Consider the following 24,161-nt stretch of genomic DNA (forward strand, 5'->3'; position numbering starts at 1 on the left):
CGATGTCGACCGCCTGTTCGACCGGCTGCTGGCGGTGCCCGACGATCCGCGCCGCCGCCTTTACGAGGCGATGCGCCATGCCGCCATGGACGGCGGCAAGCGGCTGCGCCCGCTGCTGGTGCAGGCGGCCAGCGACCTGTTCAACATCTCGCGGGATTCGGCGCTGCGGGTCGGCGTCGCGGTCGAATGCATCCATGTCTATTCGCTGGTGCATGACGATCTTCCGGCGATGGACGACGACGACATGCGCCGGGGCAAGCCGACCGTGCACAGGGCGTTCGACGAAGCGACGGCGATCCTGGCGGGCGATTGCCTGCACGACCTGGCGTTCGAGATATTGGCGGACGAGGAAACGCATCCCGACCCCTTCGTCCGGATCGAACTGGTGAAGGCGCTCGCCGTCGCCAGCGGCACCAGCGGCATGGCGGGGGGCCAGATGATGGACCTGGAGGCGGAGAAGGCCAGCTTCGACCTGCCCACCGTCACGCGCCTACAGCAGTTGAAGACCGGCGCGCTGATCGCCGTCTGCGTCGATGCGGCGGCGATCATGGCCCGCATCCCGCCGGAGGGGCGGATGCGCCTGCACGGCTATGCCCGCGACATCGGCCTTGCCTTCCAGATCGCCGACGACCTGCTGGACGTGGAGGGCGACGCCGTTCTCGCCGGCAAGGCGCTGGGCAAGGACGCGGCGGCGGGCAAGGAAACCTTCGTCTCGCTGCTGGGGGTGGAGCGGGCGCGGGAGCAGGCTCGCCTGCTGGTGGAACAGGCCAAGGCGCATCTGCACGGGCACGGGCCGGAGGCGGACCTGCTGCGCGCCATCGCCGACTATATCGTGGAAAGGGATCGCTAGGGGCATGAGCAAGCAGAGGGTGGGGGTCTATCCCGGCACATTCGATCCGATCACCTTGGGTCATATGGACATCATCCGGCGCGGCGCGAAGCTGGTCGACAAGCTGGTGATCGGCGTCACCACCAACATCTCCAAATCCCCGATGTTCTCCGATGAGGAGCGGCTGGACATGGTCCGCCGCGAATGCGCGGGCATCGACACGGAAATCGTCGTCACCGGCTTCAACTCGCTGCTGATGGACTTCGCCGAATCGCAGGGGGCCAGCGTCATCATCCGGGGCCTGCGCGCCGTCGCGGACTTCGAATATGAATATCAGATGGCGGGGATGAACCAGCAGATCAACGGCCGGGTGGAAACCGTCTTCCTGATGGCGGACGTGTCGCTGCAGCCCATCGCATCCCGCCTGGTCAAGGAAATCGCGCTCTATGGCGGGCCGATCCACAAATTCGTCAGCCCCGCCGTGCGCGAGGAGGTGGAGGCGCGGGTGGCCGCCATCGGCCTGAAAGGGCAGGGCTGAAGGCTCCACTCAGCCTTCGTTCAGTTGCCAATCGCGAAGAGGGCGCTATCAGGGGCAACTTCGCATCTGGGCAAAATTTGAGGAAAGCAGCATTCATGCGGTTCACGTCGGCGCTCAAGACCGTGGCGATCGGTTTCGCCCTCTATGCATCGAGCGGCGCGGCCCTGGCCCAGGGCGGCGGCGGCCGCAATGCCGAGGAGATGAAGAAGGAGGAGGCGGCCGTGCGCGCGGAGCAGACCGCCAAGCAGCTCGGCCTCGACCCCGCATCCAGGCTGCCGGCGGCCACGGTGCCGGTCGATCCCCAGAATGTCTGGGATCTCGACCTGTCGAGCGGGGGCCGCGTGCGCATCCAGTTGCGCCCCGACATCGCGCCCGGCCATGTCGAGCGGATCAAGGAGCTGACGCGGCAGGGCTTCTACAACGGCCTCAAGTTCCACCGCGTCATCCCCGGCTTCATGGCGCAGGGCGGCGATCCCAAGGGCGACGGAACCGGCGGTTCGACGCTGCCGGACCTGAAGGCGGAGTTCAATCCGATGCCGCATCTGCGCGGCACCGTCTCCATGGCCCGCGCCCAGAGCGAGGACAGCGCGAACAGCCAGTTCTTCATCGTCTTCCTGCCGCGCATGCAGCTCGACAAGAAATATACGGTGTTCGGCCGCGTGATCGAGGGCATGCAATATGTCGACGCGATCCATGAGGGCGAACCGCCGGCCGATCCGACGATCATCCTCCAGGCATCGATCGAAAGCGACGGCAAGCCGCCGGTGACGGCGCTCCCGACGCCGCCCGCTCAGCCGACCCCGTCGATCGCCGCGCCGCCGCCTGCGAAGCAGCCTGTGCCCGCAAGGAAGCCGGCCACGCTGAAGAAGAAATAGTAAGGCCGGGTGAATGCGTGCTCCTGCGAAGGCAGGAGTCCAGTCCCGCCGTCTGAACTGAGTTCCTGTCTTCCCAGGAGAACTTGATATGCTGTTCTAGGGTGTGTGGGGATTCAGCCCATGGCGGGCTGCAAATAGCGGCTTTCTCCGCTTCCTGTGCTCACGTACTGAGGTACGCTCCGTCGAAACGAGTCACGCGCCTCGTTTCGAGGTTCTCGAATTCCACTATTTTCGCCGCGCCCTGAACTGAATCCCCACACACCCTAGAGCATTCGACCATGCGCGTAGACCTGTTCGATTTCGACCTTCCGCCCGAAAGCATCGCGCTTCGCCCCGCTTCCCCGCGCCATTCGGCCCGGCTTCTGCTGGCGGCGGGCGACGCGCCGTTCCAGGACCGGATCGTGCGCGACCTGCCCGGCCTGCTGCGCCCCGGCGACGTTCTGGTGTTCAACGACACCAAAGTCATCCCGGCCCAATTGGAAGGCATGCGCGGCCAGGCGAAGATCGGCGCGACGCTGCACAAGCGGCTCGGCCTGCGCCAGTGGCAGGCCTTCCTCCGCAACGCCAAGCGGGTGCGGGACGGTGACCGGATCGATTTCGGCAATGGCGTCACCGCCGTGGCCGGCCCACGCGACGAGGAGGGCGGCGTCATGCTCCGCTTCGAGGGCGAGGAGCCGGTCGAACTGTTGCTGGAACGGGCGGGCCGGATGCCGCTGCCCCCCTATATCGCCAGCAAGCGCCCGACCGACGAGCGCGACCGCAGCGACTACCAGACCATGTTCGCGCGGGAGGACGGCGCCGTCGCCGCGCCCACGGCGGCGCTGCACTTCACGCCCGAATTGATGACCGCGATAGAAAAAGCCGGCATCGGAACGGAAACGCTGACCCTGCACGTCGGCGCCGGCACCTTCCTGCCGGTCAAGGCGGAGGATACGGACGATCACCATATGCATGCCGAATGGGGGCGGATCGACCAGGCGACGGCAGGCCGCCTCAATGCGGCACGGGCGGCGGGAGGCCGGCTGATCGCGGTCGGCACCACCAGCCTGCGCCTGCTGGAAAGCGCGACGGGGGAAGACGGCATCATCCGCCCCTTCGAGGACGAGACGCGGATCTTCATCACGCCCGGCTACCGTTTCCGCGCGATCGACGGGCTGATGACCAATTTCCACCTGCCCAAATCGACCTTGTTCATGCTGGTAAGCGCCCTGATGGGCACGGAAAAAATGCAGTCGGTCTACCGGCACGCCATTGATGGCGGCTATCGCTTCTACAGCTATGGCGACTCCAGCCTGCTGTTGCCGAATCCCTAGAAGGATTCGTGCTGGCGGGCAGGGCTTCCCGCCATGCAGGGCGGTCTCAGGCATGAAAGTCGCACTGGCGCGCCGCCCGGTCTGGCGTTAAGTCTTTCCTTGATGACGATTGACCCGTTGGTGCTGTTGCAGGCTTATGCGATCGGCGTGTTTCCCATGTCCGACGACCGCGAGGCGGACGAGGTGTACTGGATCGAGCCGAAGCGGCGGGCAATCATGCCGCTCCATGGCTTCCACATCTCTCATTCGCTGGCCAAGACGATAAGGCGGGAGCGGTTTCGGGTGACCGCCAATCGCGATTTTGCCGGCATCGTCCGCCTGTGCGCGGAGGCCGCGCCGGACCGGCCTTCCACCTGGATCAACCATCCGATCGAGCGGGCCTATCGCCACCTGCATGAAATAGGTTTCGCCCACTCCGTCGAAATATGGGAGGGGGAGGAGCTGGTCGGCGGCCTCTACGGCGTGGCGCTGGGCCGGGCCTTTTTCGGGGAAAGCATGGTGTCCCGGCGCACCGATGCGTCGAAGGTGGCGCTGGCCTGGCTGACCGCCCGGATGCGTTTCGGCGGCTTCACCCTGCTCGATTGCCAGTTCATGACCGATCATCTGCGGTCATTGGGCGCGATCGAGATCAGCCAGCGCGACTATCTTCAATCATTGGCGGGCGCGTTGGACGGCGTGGCGCTGGGGGCCGGGCGGGGCGTGCTGGCGGCCGGTTCCGGGGTCTGGGCGGAACTGGCGTTCTCTCCGCTCGCCGGGGACGCATTGGCCCGCGCCCCGTCCGACGCTTCGCCCTTGTCGCCCAGCTTCACCGTGTCCGGGCCGGTTTCGGGCCAGGACATCGTGCAGCTTCTGACCCAGACGTCATAGACCGGGTGCTGCACGACATTGCGGTCCGGCCGTTCGCGGAACAGCCAGCCGGAAAAATTGCGCCGCCATTTATTGTCGGCGGTGCTGCGCACGTCCAGTTGCACGAAGGCGCCGGTTTCCTGCACATTTTCCCAGGGCGCCGTGGTTTCGCAGGCCTGCAGCCGAACGATGGCGTCGCCCACGCGCAGCGCTTCGCCGGGTTTCATCGTCAGGTCGGTGGTGATGCCGTTGCGCTTGTTGAGCAGGCCGATCACCGCCACGCGCTCGTTCATCGGCGTGCCCGTAAGGGGGGATTCATCGCCATTGCGGATCTTCTGCCCCTCTATGCGGACGGGGCCGCCCTGGTTCTGCGTCGGCAGGTCGTCGCCGCCGCAACCGGCCAGGACCAGCGCGCAGCCGAGGATCGGCAGGAAACGTCCCGCCGGGCGCCGCGTCATGATGCGTCGGGGCTCCACGCCTCATAATCGCCGGTCGCCTTCTGGCGCAGGCCACCCTTTTCCAGCGCGCCCGTGGGGCGATAGGCCTGGGCCGTGCCGGTGGCGTTGGGGGTGAAGTCCTTTTCCCAGATGCGGGGCGGCGGCAGGAAGCTCTCCGGCGCGCCCTCTATCGAATGGTGCAGCCAGCCATGCCATTCGGCGGGCACGCGGCTGGCGTCGTTGGCGCCATTGTAGATGACCCAGCGGCGGGTCAGGCCATTGGGGTCGGTGCCGCCCTCATAATAGACATTGCCCTGATGATCCTCGCCCACCTTCGTGCCCTTGCGGGAGGTATGGAGCGAGGTGCCGATGGTCGCGCCATCCCACCAGGTGAAGATCTTGCCAAGGATTCCCATGGGCGAAGCGCTTAGCCGTTGCGCCCGGCGCTTGGCAAGGCGGTTCTGGTCAGCCGGGGCAGAAATTGAGGGGGCTTGCGGGCGCAGAGGCGGTGCAGTCGCCCCATTGCACATGGTCGCCCTCCCCGATGCCCAGTTCCGCCGCCCGGCCGCCGCGCAGTTCGAGGACGGCGGCCACCGGAATGCCGGCGGAGACGGGCTCGCGGGAATAGGGTGCGGCATTGGCCTTGAGGAAAGCGATGCTGCCGTCGGTGTGGATGAACAGCATGTCGAGCGGGATCAGCGTGTTCTTCATCCAGAAGCTGGCGGTGCGCGGCGGGTCCATCGGGAACAGCATGCCGCCCTCGGGGGCGAGCGACTTGCGGAACATCAGGCCCTGCTCCTGCTGCCTTTCGGTCAAGGCGACCTCCACGGTGAAGCGGTGGGTGGCTTTGGCGGTGCGGATGGTGAGGGGGAGGGTGGTTTGTTGAGCGGTGGCGGTGGGGTCGGTGGTGTTTTCGGCTTTGGGAGCGGAAGGGGAGCAGGCCGCGAGAAGGGTTGCTAGGATGAGGGGGAGGGGTTTCATGATTATGGCCTATCGCAGCTTCACGATTAAAAACAGCGCGTAAAACAGCGTGCTCCTGCGAAGGCAGGAGCCCAGTCCGCCCTCACCGTCTTTATGCAACCTCCGAACTGGGCTCCTGCCTTCGCAGGAGCACGCCGCGCCTTTTGGCCCGGCTCCTGCCCTTCATCCCTCCGCTTCCGGCATTTCCCCCGGCGCGGCGTCAGTCCAGCGGCGGGCGGTGGCGTAATCATGGCCGGCGCGCAGGAAGGCGGCGATCCATTTCTCGCGCTGCTTCGGGTCTGGCCGTTCCAGCGCATAGGGGCCGATGCGCTTGCGTCGGGCGAAGCGGTCGGCGGAGGACCAGCTGTCCCTTTCCGTCTGGGCTTGGGCTTCCTCCCGGTCGGCCTCCGCTATGCCGTCGGCGCGCAGGGTTTCCGCGACCCGGCGGGCGCCATAGCCGCGGCGGCTGAGCGCGCCGCTTTTCATCACCGCATAGCCGGCATCGTCGACATAGCGCAGTTCGCTCAGGCGATCGACCAGCGCCTGCGGATCGGCTGGGCCTTCGCCGCCCCAGCCGCGTTCCTTCACCTTGCGGTTCAGATAAGCGAGCAATTTGGCGCGGCTGGTGGCGAAACGGCCGACATAGCGCAGCGCCAGTTCGCGCAGCGCCTCTTCGTCGAGCGGGGGAGGAAGGCGTTTATCGGCCATGGCAATGCTTCATGCGGCAAGCGCCTTGATTATGCCACAGTCGGGCCGGAATTTTACCGCCCCTTCCGGGTTAAAAGCTCAGGCTGGAATGCAACTATCCGGTGCAATGCGGCTTGAAAGCTGTTAGCGGCGCGCCGGAATAGGACAAATATGACATTGGTAACGCCAATATGGGTTCGCAAAGCATGATGGCACCGACGCCGACCACCGACGATCTGCCCCGCCGTTTCTCGGATTTCGAGACGCTGGGCGAAGCGCTGGACTATGCCGCGACCGGACGGCGCGGCCTCAACTTCCACGATGCGCGGGGAAATCTGGCGCGCGCCTATCCCTTTTCGGAATTGCGCGCCGACGCCATCGCCTGCGCGCACCGGCTGATCGCCCATGGGGTGAAGCCCGAAGACCGCGTGGCGCTGGTGGCGGAAACGGGGGCCGATTTCGCGCAATTGTTCTTCGGCATCGTCTATGCGGGCGGCTGGCCGGTGCCGCTGCCGCTGCCGACCAGCTTCGGCGGCAAGGAAAGCTATATCGACCAGTTGAACGTCCAATTGTCGAGCTGCGACCCGATGCTGTTCCTCTTCCCCAGGGAATTGGAGGAGATGGCGGGGGAATCCGGCCGCCAGAAAGCGGTCGAGAGCATCGCTTTCGAGGATTTCATCGCGCGGGAGGCCGTGCCCTGCGACCTGCCGCAGGCGCAGCCGCACGAAATCGCCTATCTGCAATATTCGAGCGGTTCGACCCGCTTCCCCCATGGCGTCGCGGTGACGCACCATGCGCTGCTCAGCAACCTGGCCGCGCACAGCCATGGCATGAAGGTGCAGGACAGCGACCGCTGCATAAGCTGGCTGCCCTGGTATCATGACATGGGCCTGGTCGGCTGCTTCCTGTCGGTCGTCGCCAACCAGGTGTCGACCGACTATATGAAGACCGAGGATTTCGCCCGCCGTCCGCTGGCGTGGCTGGACCTGATCAGCCGGAACGAAGGCACGTCGATCAGCTATTCGCCGACCTTCGGCTACGATATCTGCGCCCGCCGCATGTCCAGCCAGACCAAGGCGGCCGACCGTTTCGACCTGTCCCGCTGGCGGCTGGCGGGCAATGGCGCGGACATGATCCGCCCGGACGTGATGCAGAGCTTCGTCGATGCGTTCGGCGACGCCGGGTTCAGCCCCAGGGCGTTCCTGCCCAGCTATGGCCTGGCCGAAGCGACGCTGGCCGTCACCATCATGCCGCCGGGCGAGGGCATCATCGTCGAACTGGTCGAGGAAACCGACCTGTCCGGCGGCGACGCGACCGAGGGGCGGCCGCAGCGTTTCCGCTCCATCGTCAATTGCGGCAAGCCCGCCCGCGACATGATCGTGGAAATCCGCGACGAGGACGGCGCGAAGCTGAACGAGCGCCAGATCGGCAAGGTGTGGACCACCGGACCGTCGCTGATGGTCGGCTATTTCCGCGATCAGGAGGCGACCGACGCCTGCATGGTCGACGGCTGGCTGGACACGGGCGACATGGGCTATCTCAGCGACGGCTATCTCTACATCGTCGGCCGCGCCAAGGACATGATCATCATCAACGGCAAGAATCACTGGCCGCAGGACATCGAATGGGCGGTGGAGCAGTTGCCCGGCTTCAAGCAGGGCGACATCGCCGCCTTCGCCATCACCACGCCGGGCGGCGAGGAAGCGCCCGCCGTGCTGGTGCATTGCCGCACCTCCGACAATGACGAGCGCACCCGGCTGCGCGACCAGATCCGGGAGAGGGTGCGGGCGATCACCGGCATGAACTGCGTCGTCGAACTGGTGCCGCCGCGCACCCTGCCGCGCACCAGTTCGGGCAAATTGAGCCGCTCCAAGGCGCGCAACCTCTATCTGACCGGCGAAATCCGTCCCTACGACATCGCCGCCTGAACCCCGGCGTAGCGCATTGCCCTCCCCGGCGCCGCGCTTTTTTACCTGCTTTCATTCCGCCGTTACGGATTGATAACCGCTTCCTGTTAATCCGGGCGGGTGAAACGCGGGCACGGGCCATCTTCTGAACCGGCTTCTCGGGAGCGAATATCGCTTCCGGCGATGATGGGCCTTGCCGTCGTGCCGGGCGACGCGGCCGAACGGGTGCTGGCCGCCCAATTGCGCTCGGCCGATCATGTCGCGCTGCTGCGGCAGGCGATGAACCTCTTTGGCCTGCTGTTCCTCTGGCAGGTCTTCGGTCACTACGGCTCTGCGCCGGGACTGATGCTGTGGAGCGCCGCGCTGCTTCTCTCCATGGCCGTCGGCGGCATCTTGCGCCGCAGGCGGAACGGCGCGGCGGTCAGCGCCGCCGATCTTCGCGTCCATGGCTTTACCGGCCTGCTCCACGGCCTCATCTGGGCAGCGTGCATGATGTCGCTTTCCGCGGGGCATGGCGCGGCGCAGTCGGTGGCGCATTGGACGCTGATCAGTTGCATCATGGTCTGCGGCGCGATCAGCTATGCCCCCACTCCGCTGGCGGCGACCGGCTTCCTGCTGCCCTGTATCGTCGGGCTTGGCGCCCTGTTCGATCCGCGCGACCAGGCGCCGCTGCTCGCCCTGGCCACCAGCTATGCGCTGTCGCTGCTGGTCGGCTGCTTCCTCTATGCGCGGACCTTCGCCCGGCAGCACAGCGCCAGCGTGCAACTGGAGGAGAAAAGCGAGGTCGTCAGCCTGCTGCTGCGCGAATATGAGCATGGCGCGTCGGACTGGCTGTGGCAGACCGATCCTGCGCGGCGGTTGAGCGGCGTGTCGCCGCGCCTGGCGGAAATGCTGGGCCGCGCGCCGGCCGAGGCGGAAGGCGTGCTGCTGGTCGAACTGCTGGCTGGAAACGCCTGGGAAAGCGGACTGTTTCCGACCGAACTGCATGAACTGGCGGATCATCTGAAGCGGCGGGAGAGTTTCAGCAACATCGTCCTGCCCGTCGAACTGGATGGAAAAGTGCGCTGGTGGGAACTGTCGGCATCGCCCCGCTATGATGACGGCGGCGCCTTTCTCGGCTTTCGCGGCGTCGGTTCCGATATTACCGAGCAGCGGGAATCGGCGGAGCGGATCGCCCAGCTTGCGCGGTTCGACCCGTTGACCGGTCTGCCCAACCGCACCCATCTGCGCGACGTGCTGGATCAGGCGATGGGCGGCGGGATGGCGGGCGCGGCGCGGGCGGGCGGCTGCGCCTTCCTGATGATCGACCTCGATCGGTTCAAGGCGGTGAACGACACGCTGGGGCACCAGATCGGCGACAAGCTGCTAACCCAGGTGGCGCGGCGGTTGCGGCACATCTGTTCCGGCGCCGAATTTTGCGGGCGCATCGGCGGAGACGAATTTGCCGTCGTCATCCCGCAATTGGGCGAGACCCACGGCGTCGACAAGCTGGCGGCCAGGATCATCAACGGCCTTTCCGCCCCCTATCAGGTGGAAGAACATACGCTCTATGTCGGCGCATCGGTGGGATCGGCGGTGTCGCCGCAGGACGGCCGCGAATCGGAGGCGCTGATAAGGAGCGCCGACCTTGCCCTCTATCGCGCGAAAGGCGACGGCGGCGGCGTGCATTGCGCCTATGAACCGCAACTGCATGTCCAGGCGGAGGAGCGGCGCCAACTGGAACTGGCGCTGCGCGACGCGCTGGAGAAGAAGCAGTTGCACGTGCTGTTCCAGCCGGTGGTGGAGGCGCAGGCCGGCGCCGTCGTCGGGTTCGAAGCGCTGGTGCGCTGGACCCACCCGGACATGGGGCCGATCTCGCCGGCCAAATTCATTCCGGTCGCGGAAGAGGCCCGGCTGATCGGGCCGATCGGGGAATGGGTGCTGCGCACCGCCTGCAAGGAAGCGGCATGCTGGCCGGAGGACGTGCGGATCGCGGTCAATGTCTCGGCCGAGCAGCTTGCTCATCCGAGCTTCGTCGGCGCGGTCGTATCCGCTCTCGCGCAAAGCGGGCTGGAGGCGCGGCGGCTGGAACTGGAAGTCACCGAAAGCGTGTTCGTCAACGCCGATACCGGGGCGCTCAAGATACTCGACCAGTTGCGCGGCCTGGGCGTTCGGCTGTCGCTCGACGATTTCGGCACGGGCTATTCCTCGCTCGGCTATCTCAGCCGAACGCGTTTCGACACGATCAAGATCGACCGCAGCTTCGTCGTGGGCGCGTCGAACAACAAGGCGGAGAGCCTGGCGATCATCCGCGCGGTGGTCACGCTGGCCGACAGCCTGGGCATGGCGACCACGGCGGAGGGTGTCGAAACGGAGGCGGAACTGGCGATGGTCCGGGGCCTGGGCTGCCGCAAGGTCCAGGGCTTCTATTTCGGACGGCCCATGCCGGCGGCCGATGCGGCGGCGCTCTTTCCGGCGCATCAGGCGCGGGCACGGGCTTAGATACGCGAATAGCCAGGCCGACTTTCGACCCTTCGTGAAGCGCGCCGTGCTCCTGCGCAGGCAGGAGCCCAGTCCCGCTCTCGACCTCTCATCGCACCGCCTGAACCGGGCTCATTCGAACGCCTGCGCAGGAGCAAGCTGCGCCGATGGCGGCAATCGGTCGATTCCAGCCGGACTCGCGGCCACCTACCGCTTCTGAACCTGTCGTTCGATCGTCGTCCAAAGCCCGGTAAAAGCCTGCGCCGATGGAGAAGAGGCCGCGAACGCGCCCAGCGGCTTGCGGCGGACAGCCATTTGCTCGACCGCGCTGGCCATGGGGATGGCCGGCCAGCCGGGCTGCGCGTCCAGCGCGGCGCGGTGCAGGGCGCGGCGGCGGTCGACCATGGAATAGACCGGCATGATCGGCGGATGGCTGCCGCCGCGCTGCACCAGATAGCGGGCGACCTCCCCCATGGCCCGCTGGGCGAGGGGGGATGGGATGACGGGAATCACGATCATGTCCGCGGCGCGCAGCACCTGCTCGCTGGTCTCGGTCAGGCCGGGCGGACAATCCAGGATGATGCGGTCATAATCCTTGCCCAGGCTCTCGATCAGCCTCGCGAGGCGCTTCTTCTTGTCCATCTCGCGGAACAGATGGTCCAGGCTGCGCAGCGAGGTGTCGGCGGCGATCAGGTCCAGGCCCGGCACGGTGGAGGGCTGGATCAGCTTGCGGACCTCCACATCCTTGCTGAAGATCGCCTGCGCTGCGTCCCTGCTCTCGCTGTCGGTAGAGATCAGCCAGCTTGCCGCCGCCTGCGGATCGAGATCCCACAGCAGCGTCCGGCGTTTCGATATGCTGGCGGACGCCCAGGCGAGGTTGATCGCGAAGGTCGTCTTGCCAACCCCGCCTTTAAGGCTGTAGACGGCGATGGTCGCCAATGCCGGTTCCTTTGCCATAGGCGGAGGCTATATTGCTGCACCGCCAAAGCAAGAGCTGAATCACAGCATTGTTACGCTCCTGTGACAGGGGGTGCGGATCGCGCCGCGTGTGCGAAAAAGCCCGCCCCCAGCCTGGCTGGAGACGGGCTTCCAATCCGTTCGAACGGCGTCAGGCGGCCGCCCGGCGTTCCTTCAACTCCTCGTTCAGCATTTCCGCGAGCAGGAAAGCCAGTTCCAGGCTCTGCGCCGCGTTGAGGCGCGGGTCGCAATGGGTGTGGTAGCGGTCGGCCAGCCCTTCGTCGGTGATTGCCACCGCGCCGCCGGTGCATTCCGTCACATTCTGCCCGGTCATTTCGGCATGGATGCCGCCGCCGAAGCTGCCCTCCGCCCGATGCACGGCGAAGAAGCCGCGCACCTCGGCCAGGATGCGGTCGAACGGACGGGTCTTGTAGCCGTTCGCCGCCTTGATGACGTTGCCGTGCATCGGGTCGCAGGACCAGACCACCGGATGGCCTTCGCGCATGACGGCGCGGACCAGCTTGGGCAAGCCCGCCTCGATCTTGTCATGGCCGTAGCGGGTGATGAGCGTGATGCGCCCGGCCTCCCGCGAGGGGTTCAATATGTCGAGCAGGCGGATCAGCGCGTCCGGCTCCAGCGAGGGGCCGCATTTCATGCCGATCGGATTGCCGATGCCGCGCAGATATTCGACATGGGCCGACCCTTCGAACCGGGTGCGGTCGCCGATCCACAGCATATGGGCGGACGTGTCGTACCAGTCGCCGGTCAGCGAATCCTGCCGGGTCAGCGCCTGCTCATAGGGCAGCAGCAGCGCCTCATGGCTGGTGTAGAAGCTGGTGCCGCCAAGCTGCGGCACGGTTTCCGGCGACAGGCCGCAGGCGCGCATGAAGTCGAGCGCCTGGCCGATCTGGTCGGCCATCGCCTCGAACTTCGCCGCCCAGGGGCTGCGGCCCATGAAATCCAGCATCCAGCCATGCACCCGGTCCAGGCTGGCATAGCCGCCGGTCGAAAAGGCGCGCACCAGGTTCAGCGTCGCCGCCGACTGGTTATAGGCGCGGATCATGCGGCTTGCGTCGGGTTCGCGGGCCTCCGCCGTGAAGGCGATGTCGTTGACATTGTCGCCGCGATAGCTGGGCAGTTCCACGCCGCCGATGGTTTCCGTGTCGGCGGAACGGGGCTTGGCGAACTGGCCCGCCATGCGGCCGACCTTCACGATCGGCAGCTTCGACGCGAAGGTCAGCACCACCGCCATCTGCAGCAGCACGCGGAACGTGTCGCGGATATTGTTCGGGTGGAACTCCGCGAAGCTTTCGGCGCAGTCGCCGCCCTGCAGCAGGAAGGACTCCCCGGCCACGACTTTGGCCAGTTCGCCCTTCAGGCTGCGCGCCTCGCCGGCAAAGACGAGCGGGGGAAACTGGCTGAGCTGCGCCTCCACGGCGCCGAGCGCCTGGGCATCCCGATAGACGGGCATCTGAATGCCCTTATGCTCCCGCCAGCTTTCCGGCGTCCACTTCGCCGCCACTTTGAGTCTCCCAAAGATCATAAAATAGGGGCCGCACCTACGCGCAACCAGTGGCTAACGCAAGTTTATAGCGGCAGGGGCGCTCGCGGGTTTCGATGGTTGCGCGGCCAGGACGGCCCGCGTCATTTTTCGCAGGGATATTGTTCGTTCAGCGCCACGCTGACCAGGACGGATGCGGGCGCCTGCCGCTGGTCGGGATAGCGGGTGAGATAGGCGAGGACGATGCGCTTCACCTCCTCCGCATTCAGTTGCGCGGGCCAGCAATTGGGCTTGGCGCGGCCGATGAAGACGTCCTTCTTGATGCCGTCCACCGCGCCGACGATGTAAGCGGTGCAGGCTAGCCCATATTCGGGCGCCTTGTTCCGGCACTTTGCAAGCAGGGTCGTGCCCGTTTCGAACATGTAATTTTGAGCAGGTGCAGCAATGGGGATTGCCGCCATTCCACTGACCGCGATGAAGGCCGCCGTTGCGTATCTTAGCATGTGCAGAATCTGCCCGTTTTGGAGTGATCTGTCCAAACGAACGGACCTGCCCCGCGCACATCCTGCCTCAGATGGCGCCGCTTTGCCAGCGGACGAAAGGATAAGGCCCGCTGCCAGAAATCGCCCAGGCGGCGTGGACAATCCGGAATGTATTAAATCCTCCCTACGCGCAGCGTGGGGAGGGGGACCGCGCGAAGCGTGGTGGAGGGGAAGATTCGGAGGTCGAGCCCCTTTCCCTCCACCAGCCTTCGGCCGGTCCCCCTCCCCATCTCCCGATGGGGAGGATTAGGAAAGTCCGCCAACCACCCGCACACAGGTAAAAATCAAGCCAGCGCCAACCGCCAGTCCCAGCGCAGCGGATCGCCGTCCATCACCTCCACCCCGCGCGCGATCAGGGCGTCGCGTATCTCGTCAGACAGCGCGAAGTCCTTTTCGGCGCGGGCGGCCTGGCGGCGGTCGAGTTCGGCTTCGATCTCTTCCGGCGCGATCTGCGCGTCCCTGGGCTGGATGCGCAGATCTGCGCGGCCGATGGTCAGCAGGTTGAGGCCCAGCGCCTGATCGAACGCCGCGAGCAGGCAGAGCTTTTCGTCCACCGGCACCTTCTTCATGCCGATGGTTTCTTCCAGCAGGGGAAGCGCGCGGGGCGTCATCAGGTCATCGCTGATCGCCGCGTCGAACTGTTCGAGCAAGGGCGCGAGTTTGGGGTGCAGGTTGGCGCGCAGCCAGTCGAGGCGCGGCGATTGCCATGTCACGCCCTCGGCCCGCGCCTTCAGATTCTCCACGCCCATGACCAGGCGTTTCAGCCGGGTGAGCGCGGCGCTGACGCTCTCCGTGCTGAATTCCAGTTCGCTGCGATAATGGGCGCCCAGGCACAGCAGGCGATAGGCGAGCGGATGCACGCCCGCGTCGATCAGCGAGAAGAGGGTGGTGAAGCCGCCCTTCGACTTGCTCATCTTTCCCTGACGGTCGACGAGGAAATTATTGTGCATCCACCATCGGGCGCCGGTAAAGCCTGCCGTCGCCGCGTCCGCTTCGCCGCAGCAGCCATGAAATGCCTGGTTCTGCGCGATCTCATTGGGATGGTGGATTTCGCGATGGTCGATGCCGCCGGTGTGGATGTCGAACGGATGGCCCAGCCGCGCCTCGCTCATCACCGAACATTCCAGATGCCAGCCCGGCGCGCCCTTGCCCCAGGGGGAGTCCCACTCCATCTGCCGCTGCTCGCCCGGCGGGGACTTGCGCCATATCGCGAAATCGCTGGGGTTGCGCTTGCCCGCGACCGGATCGATGCGCGCATGGGCGGCGTCGTCGCGGCCCCCCGCAAGCGCGCCATAATCAGGCACGCTGCTGCTGTCGAAATAAAGGCCGCTTTCCAGTTCGTAGCAATGGGCGGGCGCGATCTTCTCCGCAAAGGCGATCATCTGCGGCACATAGTCGGTGGCGACCGTCCATTCGCTGGGCGGGATGATGTTGAGGTCGGCGATGTTGCGCTTGAAGGCGTCGGTATAATGGGCTGCTATGTCCCAGATGCTCTTCGCCTGGGCGCGGGCGGCGGCCTCCATCTTGTCGTCCCCGGCGTCGGCGTCGCTGGTCAGGTGGCCGACATCGGTGATGTTGATGATGTGGGTGACGTCCAGCCCCTTCCACAGCAAGGTGCGGCGCAGCGTGTCGGTGAAGACATAGGCGCGCAGATTGCCGAGATGGGCGTAATTATAGACGGTGGGCCCGCAGCTATAGACGCGGGCATGGTTCGGCTGGATCGGCGCGAAGGGCTCGACCGCGCGCGTCAGGCTGTTGAACAGCCGCAGGGGCGCGTCGGCATGCTGCTGCGCGGGGGTGAACTGGTCGCTCATGGGCGCAGCCATGCGGCGGTTCGGCCGGGGCGTCAACAGCCCTCGATATTTGTAACAAATTGTTGCTAATGGCCCCATCCCTTGCATTGGCGCGTTGGTCCACCAATATTGCCTGTGCGGGCCGGGCCCCTCTGGCGGTTGAATGCATGCGACATGCTCCAGCCGCGATGTCGGACCGCATCGAGTGTGCTCGGTGCAGGTTCGTGAGCGTTCGTCCCCCTTTGACCTCACGAAGACCGCGCCGGGCCACTCGATCCGTAACTTGCTTGTTTTGGATGGAGTTATAACGCCGTGAACAATCCCGTTCGTATGCCGGGCTATGGTGCGAGCCAGACGGCGCAGACCGATGCCGGGCTGCGCGCGCACATGCTGGGCGTTTTCCGCAATATGGGCATCGGCCTGGTCATCACCGGGCTGGTCGCCGCCTTCATCGGCAATACGCCGGTTCTGGCCGCCGCGATCTTCGGCACGCCGCTGAAGTGGGTGGCGATCTTCGCGCCCCTGGCCTTCGTCTTCTTCTTCAGCTTCCGCATCGAAAGGATGACGACGGCGGGCGCGCGCATGGCCTTCTACGCCTTTTCGGCGGTGATGGGCGTGTCGCTGGCCAGCATCTTCCTCGTCTTCACCGGCGGGTCGATCGCCCAGGCCTTCTTCTCCGCCGCCGTGATGTTCCTGGCGATGGCGCTGTGGGGCTATACCACCGGGCGCGACCTGTCGAAATTCGGGTCGTTCCTGATCATGGGCCTGATCGGCATCCTGGTCGCCAGCCTGATCAACATCTTCATCGGCTCGTCCGCCATGCAGATGGTGATCTCGATCATCGGCGTGGTGGTCTTCACCGGCCTTACCGCCTGGGACGTGCAGCGCATCAAGTCGGAATATTTCGCCTATGCCGGCCATGAAGTCGCGCAGAAGATGCAGGTTATGGGCGCGCTGTCCCTGTACCTGAACTTCGTCAACCTGTTCCAGATGCTGCTCAGCCTGACCGGCGAGCGGGAGTAATCCCGGTGCGCGATCAGGCCGCTGTGTCGGCCATGCTCTGCCCGGTCTGTCATGTGGGCCTCTCCATGACGGACCGGCAGGGGGTGGAGATCGACTATTGCCCGCAATGCCGGGGCGTCTGGCTGGACCGGGGCGAGCTGGACAAGATCATCGAACGGTCGGCGGGCGGCGTTCCGCCTCCCCAGCCAAGCTATCGCCCGGACCGCGACGACGGGCGATATTATCGGCAGAAGCGAAAAAAGAGCTTTTTGGAAGAACTGTTCGACTGACGGAAAGCGGCCCGATTGCGGGCCGCTTTTTTTGTCGACCAATTCTGGCTTAGATTTCCGGAACGGCTATAAGAATCTCGGATTTCTGAGAGAGTTGCATGTCGGACAAGAATCTTGCGGTTGTTACCCCGGTGATATTGGCCGGAGGATCGGGGACGCGGTTGTGGCCGCTGTCGCGCAAATCCTATCCCAAGCAGTTCGTGCCGCTGCTGGGCGAGCAGACGCTGTTCCGCTCCGTCGTGGCGCGCTTGTCGGGCGAGGGAAAGGGTTTCGCCTTCGCCCGGCCGGTCGTGCTGACCAACGCGACCTTCCGCTTCATCGTTGCTGAACAATTGGCGCAGGAAGACACCGACCCGCGAGCGATCATCATCGAGCCTTCGGTGCGCAACACCGCGCCCGCCATATTGGCGGCGGCGCTGCATCTGGCGGCGGGCGATCCGGAAGCGGTGATGCTGGTCGCGCCCTCCGATCATGTGGTGCCCGATGCGGAGGCCTTTCGCGCGGCGGTGAGCCAGGGTCTGGCGGCGGCGCGCTCGGGCGATCTGGTGACCTTCGGCATCCAGCCGACGCGGCCGGAGACGGGCTATGGCTATCTGCAGGTCGTCGCCCGGCCGGATGGGTCGGGACAGCCGATCAAGCTGGCCCGTTTCGTGGAGAAGCCGAATGCGGCGCGGGCGCAGGAGATGCTGGCGAGCGGCGATCACCTCTGGAATGCGGGGATTTTCCTGTTCGCGGCGAAGGATCTGATCGCCGCCTTCGAGGCGCTTGCGCCCGACGTGCTGGCGGCGGTGCGGCCTGCCGTGGATGCCGCCGAGGGCGATCTGGGCTTCCTGCGGCTGTCGGCGGAGGCCTGGGACGCCGCGCCCGACATCTCCATCGACTATGCGATCATGGAACGGGCGGGCAATCTGTCGGTCGTCCCCTATGATTCCGGCTGGTCTGACCTTGGCGGCTGGGACGCGGTGTGGAGCCATGCCGGGCCGGACGCGGCGGGCGTGACGGTGGGCGGCGGGGCGACGGCCATCGATTGCAGCGATACGCTGCTGCGCTCCGACAGCGACGGGATGGAACTGGTCGGCATCGGCCTCAGCAACATCATCGCGGTGGCGATGAACGATGCGGTGCTGATCGCGGACAAGTCGCGGGCGCAGGACGTGAAGCTGGCGGTCGAGGCGCTCAAGGAAAAGGGCGCGGTGCAGGCGGAGAGCTTCCCCAAGGATCACCGGCCCTGGGGCTGGGTGGAAGGCTTGCTTGCCGGTGAGCGGTTCCAGGTAAAGCGGATCGTGGTGCAGCCGGGGCAATCCTTGAGCCTGCAAAGCCATTTCCATCGGTCGGAGCATTGGATCGTCGTCGAGGGCACGGCCAAGGTCACGGTGGGGGACGAAGTGACGTTGCTGACGGAGAACCAGTCGCTTTACGTGCCTGCCGGGGCGAAGCATCGGGTGGAGAATCCGGGGAAGATCCCGGTGGTGTTCATCGAAGTCCAGACCGGGACATATCTGGGCGAGGACGATATCGTCCGGTACGAGGATCGCTACGCGCGGGGTTGAGGGGAGAGAGATTTTATAACTGAATGTCCATCGGCCCTAGGCAGTGCGGACAAATTAGGAACGTCGGGATGGCCATTTCCGGACATCAATTCCTCCCTACGCGCAGCGTGGGGAGGGGGACCGTTCGCGAAGCGAATGGTGGAGGGGAAATGGCGTGACCTGCGTATCTTCCCCTCCACCATGCTTCGCATGGTCCCCCTCCCCATCTCTCGATGGGGAGGAATAGGATAGGTCCGCTTCCCACCCAAAATCGTTCGGTCCGGCGGATCTCTTGAATTTGTCCGCGCTGCCTAATGCGCCGCCCCCCAACTCGAACCATGGCCGATCTCCACCCCCAGCGGCACGCTCAGCTTCACGATCGGCTCCGCCGCGCCCTCCATGACGCGCCGGATCACCGCGCCGGCATGCTCCACATCGCCCTCCGGCAGTTCGAAGACCAGTTCGTCATGCACCTGCAGCAGCATCTTGACCTGGTGCAGCCCTTCGGCCGCCAGCGCCGGTCCCATGCGGGCCATGGCGCGCTTGATGATGTCGGCGCTGGTGCCCTGGATCGGGGCGTTGATCGCGGCGCGCTCGGCGCCCTGGCGTTCGTGCTGGACCGGCGCCTTGATGCGCGGGAACCATGTCTTCCGCCCGAACAGCGTCTCCGTATAGCCCCTTGAACGCGCCTTTTCGATGGTGTCGGTGATGTAGAGGCTGATGCCGGGGAAACGCTCATAATAGCGGCTGATCATATCCTGCGCTTCGTCGGCGCTGATCTCCAGCCGCCCGGCCAGGCCCCAGCGGCTGATGCCGTAGAGGATCGCGAAGTTGATCGTCTTGGCCCGGCCCCGCGTGTCGCGGTTGACCTCCCCGAACAATTGCTGGGCGGTGGCGGCGTGAATGTCCTCGCCATTGGCGAACGCCTCCTTCAGCGCGGGCACATCCGCCATGTGCGCGGCCAGGCGCAGTTCGATCTGGCTATAGTCCGCCGCCAATATGACATTGCCCGGCTCCGCGACGAAGGCGTGGCGGATCTGGCGGCCCACTTCGGTGCGGATCGGAATGTTCTGGAGATTGGGATCGGTCGACGACAGGCGGCCGGTCTGCGCGCCGGACAGGCTGTAGCTGGTATGGACCCGGCCGCTATCCTTGTTGATCTGGGCCTGAAGCGCGTCGGTATAGGTCGACTTGAGCTTGGAAAGCTGCCGCCAGTCCAGCACCTTGCCCGCGATCTCCGCGCCCTGGGCCTTCAATTGCTCCAATATGGTGACGTCGGTCGAATAGGCGCCGGACTTGCCCTTCCTGCCGCCCTTGTAACCCATTTTGTCGAACAGGATCGCGCCCAGTTGCTGGGTCGATCCAATGGCGAAGGGCTGGCCCGCCAGCGCGTGGATTTCCCCCTCCAGCGCGGCGATTCCGGCGGTGAACTCGGCGGAGAGGCGGGAGAGCGCCTCGCGGTCGACCTTGATGCCCTCATGCTCCATCTTCGCGATCACGCCGACGAGCGGCCGGTCGACCAGTTCGTAGACGCGGGTCGCTCCCTCATTGGCGATGCGGCTCTTGAACAGCCTCCACAGGCGCAGCGTGACGTCCGCATCCTCGGCGGCATATTCGGTCGCCTTGTCGAGCGGGACTTCGGCGAAGCTGATCTGGCTCCTGCCGGTGCCGCAGACATCCTTGAAGCTGATGCAGACATGGTTGAGGTGGACTCTGGCCGCCTCGTCCATGCCGTGGCCCGCCAGGCTCTGCCCGGCGTCGAGGTCGAAGCTCATGACGATGGTGTCGTCATAGGGGGCGATCTCGATCCCATGGCGGCGCAGGACCGTGATGTCATATTTCAAATTCTGGCCGATCTTGAGGACGCTGTCGTCCTCCAGCAGCGGCTTGAGTTTCGCGAGGACCAGCGGGAGGGGAAGCTGGTCGGGCTTCTCCGCGAACATGTCCTTCCCGCCATGGCCGACGGGTATGTAGCAGGCGGCGTTGGGACCGACGGCCAGGCTCACCCCGACCAGCGCGCAGGACACGCAGTCCAGCATGTCCGTCTCCGTATCGACGGCGACCAGCCCTTCGGCATGGGCGGCGGCGATCCAGCGGTCCAGCGCCTCCTCCGTCACCACGGTTTCGTAGAGGCTGCGGTCGATCGGCGGTTCTTCCTCCAGCACCGGGGCGGCGGGAGCGGTGGCTTCGGTGACGGCGGCCGCCGCGGTCGCGACCGCCACGGCGGCGGCGGGCGCGCCGGCGCGGGCGAGCAGCGACTTGAACCCATGATGTTCGAGGAAGGCCTGCAACGGCTCCAGCGGAATGCCCTTCAGGGTCAGGTCGTCCAGCGGTTCGGGCAGGTCCATGCCGTCATGCAGCGCCACCAGCCTGCGCGACAGGCGGGCCATGTCGGCATGCTCGATCAGGTTTTCCTGCATCTTCGACTTCTTCATGCGCGGCGCGGCTTCCAGCGCCGCTTCCAGCCCGCCATATTCGGTGATCAGCTTGGCGGCGGTCTTGGGACCGATGCCGGGGACGCCGGGGACATTGTCGACGCTGTCGCCCATCAGCGCCAGCACGTCGCCCAATTGTTCGGGCCGGACGCCGAACTTGGTCATCACATAGTCGGCGCCGCGCCGCTCATTCTTCATCGTGTCGTACATGTCGACGCCGGGCTGGATGAGCTGCATCAGATCCTTGTCGGAACTGACGATGGTGACGTGCCAGCCCTGCGCGACGGCGGCCTTGGTATAGCTGGCGATGATGTCGTCCGCCTCGAACCCCGCTTCCTCGATGCAGGGGAGGGAGAAGGCGCGGGTGGCGTCGCGGATCATCGGGAACTGCGGGACCAGATCCTCCGGCGGCGGCGGGCGGTTCGCCTTGTAGGCGTCGTACATGTCGTTGCGGAAGGTGTGGCTGCCCTTGTCCAGCACCACGGCGAGATGGGTCGGGCCTTCCGCCTTGCCCAGTTCGTCGGCCAGCTTCCAGAGCATGGTGGTATAGCCATAGACCGCGCCGACCGGCTGCCCATGCCTGTTGGTGAGCGGCGGAAGCTGGTGATAGGCGCGGAAGATATAGCCGCTGCCGTCGACGAGATAGAGATGATTCTGGGCCATGGACGCAGGGGATAGCGGGTTAGGGCGCGGGCCTCCAGTGGGCTTGTCGGTGTAGGAAGCGGGTTGCCGGCTCGCGGCTGGGATGAGGCGGCAAAAAGGGCGGAAACCGGCCATTTTCGGCCCGAAGTTCACAGCATATGCGCGCGCGTGCCCGGGCGCGCGTAGGCGTGAAGCGGAATGCATCGGACATTTCAAAGAGGCGGGCGGGATAGGCTGGTTGGGGTGGTGTAGGACAGGCTGAATTGGGGCGTGTTGGAGAAATAGGATGTTTTTGCGTGACCCGTGGTTTTTGGGTGACGCGTGATTGTCGGCTTGTCGTTCAGGATTGGGGAGCGGAAGTTTGCGATTGGGCGGGCTGGAGGGCTGATCTGGGGCCTCTTTTTTCCGTCGGATGTGATTCATCAAAACAGCGGGACCCCGGGTCAAGCCCGGGGTGACGATGGCGGCGGGCGGCGAGAAGGGTGGGGAGCGGACATCCCTCTATTCGTCACCCCGGGCTCGACCCGGGGTCCCGCTGTCTTTCAGGCGAGCAGGTGGAACAGGTCCTGCCAGTCGGGATTGGCGCGTTCGATCAGGTCGAACTTCCATTCCCGGCGCCAGCGCTTGAGGCGCTTTTCATGTTCTATGCAGCTTGTGATGTCGTCGGCGCGTTCGGCCCAGACGAGGCGGTTGAGGCCATATCTTGCGCAGAAGTCGGAACCGGAACCGATGCCGGAGCGATGCTGGTGGATGCGGGAGGTGAGGTTCGAGGTGACGCCTACATATATCGTGCCGCGATAGCGGTCGGACATGATGTAGACCCAGCCGCCTTTTTCTTTTCGCTCCATGCATTGTGCATTGAAGAAGCGGGACCCCGGGTCAAGCCCGGGGTGACGAAGGAGGTGGGGGTGGGGCTAGAGGACTTCGCTGGCCCGTTCCGGGGGGCGGGCGATGACGGCGCCTTTGTTCGTGATGACGATGGCGCGTTCGATCAGGATGGGGTGCTGCGCCATCGCGTCGAGGACCGCCTTGTCGTCCGATAGGTCGAGGCCGATTTCCTTCACCACGCCCTCGCCCCTGCGGACAGCCTCCGACGGGCGAACCCCCGCCTTTTTCAGCACCGCCTCGATCTCGGCGCGGCTGGGCGGGGTCTTCAAATATTCGACCACATCCACCTCAACCCCCGGCGCGGCTTCAAGGATCGCCAGCGCGGCCCTCGATTTCGAGCAGCGGGGGTTGTGCCAGATGGTCGCCTTCACGCCTGCTCGTCCTTTGCCAACCAATCCTCCAGCCACTTGATCGTATAGTCGCCGTTGAGGAAATCGGGGTCGGTCAGCAGCTTCTGGTGCAGCGGGATCGTGGTCTTCATGCCCTCGATCACATATTCCTCCAGCGCGCGGCGCAGGCGCATGATCGCGCCCTCGCGGGTGCGGCCATAGACGATCAGCTTGCCGATCATGCTGTCATAATAAGGCGGCACCCGGTAGCCCTGATAGAGCCCGCTATCGACGCGGACGTGCATGCCGCCCGGCACATGATAGCTGGTGACGGTGCCCGGCGATGGCGCGAAGGTCCGGGGATCCTCCGCATTGATGCGGCATTCGATGGCATGGCCGGTGAAGCGCAGGTCTTGCTGCTCGACCGAGAGCGGCTTGCCCTCCGCCACGCGGATCTGTTCGCGCACCAGGTCGACGCCGGTGATCATCTCCGTCACCGGATGCTCCACCTGCAGGCGGGTGTTCATCTCGATGAAGTAGAATTCGCCGTCTTCCCACAGGAATTCGATGGTGCCCGCGCCGCGATAGCCCATGTCGGCCATCGCCTTGCGCACCACTTCGCCCATCCGGTCGCGCTCGGCGGCGGAGAGGACAGGGGAGGGGGCTTCCTCCAGCACCTTCTGGTGGCGGCGCTGGAGCGAGCAGTCGCGCTCGCCCAGGTGAATGGCGTTGCCGTTGCCGTCGCCGAAGACCTGGAATTCGATATGCCGGGGATTGCCCAGATATTTTTCCATATAGACGGTGTCGTCGCCGAAGGCGGCCTTCGCCTCGCTGCCCGCCTGCTTCATCGATGTTTCGAGCTGGTCTTCGCTGGGCACGACCTTCATGCCGCGCCCGCCGCCGCCCGAAGCCGCCTTGATGAGGACGGGATAACCGATCCTGGCGGCGATTTCCTTGGCTTCCCCGATGTCGGAGATCGCGCCGTCGGAGCCGGGAACCAGCGGCAGGCCGAGCGCGCCGGCGGTGCGCTTCGCCTCCACCTTGTCGCCCATGATGCGGATATGTTCGGGCTTCGGCCCCACGAAGGCGATGTTGTGCGCCTCCACGATCTCCGCGAACTGGGGGTTTTCCGACAGGAAGCCGTAGCCGGGATGGATCGCGTCCGCGCCGGAGATTTCGGCGGCGGAGATGATCGCGGCGATGTTGAGATAGCTGTCCTTGGCCGCGGGAGGCCCGATGCAGATCGCCTCGTCGGCCAGGCGCACATGCATGGCGTCGGCGTCGGCGGTGGAATGGACCGCCACGGTCTTGATGCCCATTTCATGGCAGGCGCGGTGGATGCGGAGCGCGATCTCGCCCCGGTTCGCGATCAGCAGCTTTTCGATGGCCATGGGTTGCGCG

At 65.5% G+C, this 24,161-nt stretch carries 21 protein-coding genes and 1 pseudogene; 10 read left to right on the forward strand and 12 right to left on the reverse strand.

Annotated features, from left to right (window positions below; genetic code table 11):
- The 5 genes from L286_RS45270 to aat form a co-directional block, all read left to right on the forward strand.
- Positions 1-850, forward strand: an 850-nt coding sequence (locus tag L286_RS45270; RefSeq protein WP_021223997.1) for a polyprenyl synthetase family protein, incomplete at its 5' end; no start/stop codon positions are given.
- Positions 851-854: 4 nt separating this feature from the next.
- Positions 855-1,367: a pantetheine-phosphate adenylyltransferase gene (gene coaD / locus L286_RS45275; protein WP_007688682.1), complete on the forward strand. Its 513-nt coding sequence runs from the start codon at positions 855-857 to the stop codon at positions 1,365-1,367.
- Positions 1,368-1,462: 95 nt separating this feature from the next.
- Complete coding sequence (locus L286_RS45280; RefSeq protein WP_007688681.1) at positions 1,463-2,242, forward strand: peptidylprolyl isomerase; 780 nt, start codon at positions 1,463-1,465, stop codon at positions 2,240-2,242.
- Between the two features lie 278 nt (positions 2,243-2,520).
- Positions 2,521-3,555, forward strand: coding sequence for a tRNA preQ1(34) S-adenosylmethionine ribosyltransferase-isomerase QueA (gene queA, locus L286_RS45285; protein WP_020817672.1), 1,035 nt, complete (start codon positions 2,521-2,523; stop codon positions 3,553-3,555).
- Positions 3,556-3,657: 102 nt separating this feature from the next.
- Entirely contained in the window at positions 3,658-4,422 is a 765-nt protein-coding gene (gene aat, locus L286_RS49435; protein WP_021223998.1) for a leucyl/phenylalanyl-tRNA--protein transferase, read from the forward strand.
- 35 nt (positions 4,423-4,457) lie between these two features.
- Here the strand turns inward: aat and L286_RS49710 are convergent.
- The 4 genes and pseudogenes from L286_RS49710 to L286_RS45305 all read right to left on the reverse strand — a co-directional run.
- Positions 4,458-4,859, reverse strand: a pseudogene (locus L286_RS49710) (DUF2155 domain-containing protein); the annotation flags it as partial.
- Positions 4,856-5,254 (reverse strand): NADH:ubiquinone oxidoreductase subunit NDUFA12, encoded by a 399-nt coding sequence (locus L286_RS45300; protein ID WP_007688672.1) that lies wholly within the window; start codon positions 5,252-5,254, stop codon positions 4,856-4,858. The gene L286_RS45300 and the pseudogene L286_RS49710, both read right to left, overlap by 4 nt.
- Before the next feature lie 49 nt (positions 5,255-5,303).
- Complete coding sequence (locus L286_RS0125055) at positions 5,304-5,819, reverse strand: DUF192 domain-containing protein (RefSeq protein WP_025160888.1); 516 nt, start codon at positions 5,817-5,819, stop codon at positions 5,304-5,306.
- Between the two features lie 162 nt (positions 5,820-5,981).
- Positions 5,982-6,506: a regulatory protein RecX gene (locus L286_RS45305; RefSeq protein ID WP_020817676.1), complete on the reverse strand. Its 525-nt coding sequence runs from the start codon at positions 6,504-6,506 to the stop codon at positions 5,982-5,984.
- Between the two features lie 185 nt (positions 6,507-6,691).
- Between L286_RS45305 and L286_RS45310 the strand changes: the two genes are divergently transcribed.
- Both L286_RS45310 and L286_RS45315 read left to right on the forward strand, forming a co-directional pair.
- Complete coding sequence (locus L286_RS45310) at positions 6,692-8,413, forward strand: fatty acyl-AMP ligase (RefSeq protein WP_051146778.1); 1,722 nt, start codon at positions 6,692-6,694, stop codon at positions 8,411-8,413.
- A gap of 162 nt (positions 8,414-8,575) precedes the next feature.
- Positions 8,576-10,873, forward strand: coding sequence for a putative bifunctional diguanylate cyclase/phosphodiesterase (locus tag L286_RS45315; protein ID WP_020817678.1), 2,298 nt, complete (start codon positions 8,576-8,578; stop codon positions 10,871-10,873).
- A 186-nt stretch (positions 10,874-11,059) separates the two neighbouring features.
- Here the strand turns inward: L286_RS45315 and L286_RS45320 are convergent, their stop codons facing one another.
- The 4 genes from L286_RS45320 to cysS form a co-directional block, all read right to left on the reverse strand.
- Positions 11,060-11,809 carry a ParA family protein gene (locus L286_RS45320; protein WP_020817679.1) on the reverse strand — a complete coding sequence of 250 codons (750 nt, stop codon included), beginning with the start codon at positions 11,807-11,809 and terminating at the stop codon, positions 11,060-11,062.
- A 151-nt stretch (positions 11,810-11,960) separates the two neighbouring features.
- A complete protein-coding gene (locus L286_RS45325) occupies positions 11,961-13,331 on the reverse strand; it encodes a class II 3-deoxy-7-phosphoheptulonate synthase (RefSeq protein ID WP_020817680.1) in 1,371 nt (456 codons plus the stop codon).
- Positions 13,332-13,453: 122 nt separating this feature from the next.
- A complete protein-coding gene (locus L286_RS45330; RefSeq protein WP_025160887.1) occupies positions 13,454-13,771 on the reverse strand; it encodes a Rap1a/Tai family immunity protein in 318 nt (105 codons plus the stop codon).
- A gap of 365 nt (positions 13,772-14,136) precedes the next feature.
- Entirely contained in the window at positions 14,137-15,666 is a 1,530-nt protein-coding gene (cysS, locus tag L286_RS45335) for a cysteine--tRNA ligase (RefSeq protein WP_020817682.1), read from the reverse strand.
- A 309-nt stretch (positions 15,667-15,975) separates the two neighbouring features.
- On the opposite strand from cysS, the gene L286_RS45340 reads away from it, so the two are divergent.
- From L286_RS45340 to L286_RS45350, 3 genes are all read left to right on the forward strand, one after another.
- A complete protein-coding gene (locus L286_RS45340) occupies positions 15,976-16,668 on the forward strand; it encodes a Bax inhibitor-1/YccA family protein (protein WP_020817683.1) in 693 nt (230 codons plus the stop codon).
- 5 nt (positions 16,669-16,673) lie between these two features.
- Complete coding sequence (locus tag L286_RS45345; protein ID WP_021224001.1) at positions 16,674-16,937, forward strand: TFIIB-type zinc ribbon-containing protein; 264 nt, start codon at positions 16,674-16,676, stop codon at positions 16,935-16,937.
- 98 nt (positions 16,938-17,035) lie between these two features.
- A complete protein-coding gene (locus tag L286_RS45350; protein ID WP_021224002.1) occupies positions 17,036-18,487 on the forward strand; it encodes a mannose-1-phosphate guanylyltransferase/mannose-6-phosphate isomerase in 1,452 nt (483 codons plus the stop codon).
- Positions 18,488-18,777: 290 nt separating this feature from the next.
- Here the strand turns inward: L286_RS45350 and polA are convergent, their stop codons facing one another.
- The 4 genes from polA to accC form a co-directional block, all read right to left on the reverse strand.
- Positions 18,778-21,564, reverse strand: coding sequence for a DNA polymerase I (gene polA / locus L286_RS45355; RefSeq protein ID WP_020817686.1), 2,787 nt, complete (start codon positions 21,562-21,564; stop codon positions 18,778-18,780).
- A 521-nt stretch (positions 21,565-22,085) separates the two neighbouring features.
- A complete protein-coding gene (locus tag L286_RS45360; RefSeq protein WP_020817687.1) occupies positions 22,086-22,391 on the reverse strand; it encodes a GIY-YIG nuclease family protein in 306 nt (101 codons plus the stop codon).
- Between the two features lie 66 nt (positions 22,392-22,457).
- Positions 22,458-22,802, reverse strand: coding sequence for an arsenate reductase (glutaredoxin) (gene arsC / locus L286_RS45365; protein ID WP_007686225.1), 345 nt, complete (start codon positions 22,800-22,802; stop codon positions 22,458-22,460).
- A complete protein-coding gene (gene accC, locus L286_RS45370; RefSeq protein ID WP_020817688.1) occupies positions 22,799-24,151 on the reverse strand; it encodes an acetyl-CoA carboxylase biotin carboxylase subunit in 1,353 nt (450 codons plus the stop codon). Before accC ends, arsC begins: the two co-directional genes overlap by 4 nt.
- Between the last annotated feature and the right edge of the window lie 10 nt (positions 24,152-24,161).

It is taken from the genome of Sphingobium sp. HDIP04 (genome assembly GCF_000445085.1).
GTDB classification, from domain to species: domain Bacteria; phylum Pseudomonadota; class Alphaproteobacteria; order Sphingomonadales; family Sphingomonadaceae; genus Sphingobium; species Sphingobium indicum.

What these genes read in the sequence shown, in the direction of transcription:
- coaD (WP_007688682.1), top strand. Translation starts at nt 855, where the DNA reads ATGAGCAAGCAGAGGGTGGGGGTCTATCCCGGCACATTCGATCCGATC.
- L286_RS45280 (WP_007688681.1), top strand. Translation starts at nt 1,463, where the DNA reads ATGCGGTTCACGTCGGCGCTCAAGACCGTGGCGATCGGTTTCGCCCTC.
- queA (WP_020817672.1), top strand. Translation starts at nt 2,521, where the DNA reads ATGCGCGTAGACCTGTTCGATTTCGACCTTCCGCCCGAAAGCATCGCG.
- aat (WP_021223998.1), top strand. Translation starts at nt 3,658, where the DNA reads ATGACGATTGACCCGTTGGTGCTGTTGCAGGCTTATGCGATCGGCGTG.
- L286_RS45300 (WP_007688672.1), bottom strand. Translation starts at nt 5,254, where the DNA reads ATGGGAATCCTTGGCAAGATCTTCACCTGGTGGGATGGCGCGACCATC.
- L286_RS0125055 (WP_025160888.1), bottom strand. Translation starts at nt 5,819, where the DNA reads ATGAAACCCCTCCCCCTCATCCTAGCAACCCTTCTCGCGGCCTGCTCC.
- L286_RS45305 (WP_020817676.1), bottom strand. Translation starts at nt 6,506, where the DNA reads ATGGCCGATAAACGCCTTCCTCCCCCGCTCGACGAAGAGGCGCTGCGC.
- L286_RS45310 (WP_051146778.1), top strand. Translation starts at nt 6,692, where the DNA reads ATGATGGCACCGACGCCGACCACCGACGATCTGCCCCGCCGTTTCTCG.
- L286_RS45315 (WP_020817678.1), top strand. Translation starts at nt 8,576, where the DNA reads ATGATGGGCCTTGCCGTCGTGCCGGGCGACGCGGCCGAACGGGTGCTG.
- L286_RS45320 (WP_020817679.1), bottom strand. Translation starts at nt 11,809, where the DNA reads ATGGCAAAGGAACCGGCATTGGCGACCATCGCCGTCTACAGCCTTAAA.
- L286_RS45330 (WP_025160887.1), bottom strand. Translation starts at nt 13,771, where the DNA reads ATGGCGGCAATCCCCATTGCTGCACCTGCTCAAAATTACATGTTCGAA.
- cysS (WP_020817682.1), bottom strand. Translation starts at nt 15,666, where the DNA reads ATGAGCGACCAGTTCACCCCCGCGCAGCAGCATGCCGACGCGCCCCTG.
- L286_RS45340 (WP_020817683.1), top strand. Translation starts at nt 15,976, where the DNA reads ATGCCGGGCTATGGTGCGAGCCAGACGGCGCAGACCGATGCCGGGCTG.
- L286_RS45350 (WP_021224002.1), top strand. Translation starts at nt 17,036, where the DNA reads ATGTCGGACAAGAATCTTGCGGTTGTTACCCCGGTGATATTGGCCGGA.
- polA (WP_020817686.1), bottom strand. Translation starts at nt 21,564, where the DNA reads ATGGCCCAGAATCATCTCTATCTCGTCGACGGCAGCGGCTATATCTTC.
- L286_RS45360 (WP_020817687.1), bottom strand. Translation starts at nt 22,391, where the DNA reads ATGGAGCGAAAAGAAAAAGGCGGCTGGGTCTACATCATGTCCGACCGC.
- accC (WP_020817688.1), bottom strand. Translation starts at nt 24,151, where the DNA reads ATGGCCATCGAAAAGCTGCTGATCGCGAACCGGGGCGAGATCGCGCTC.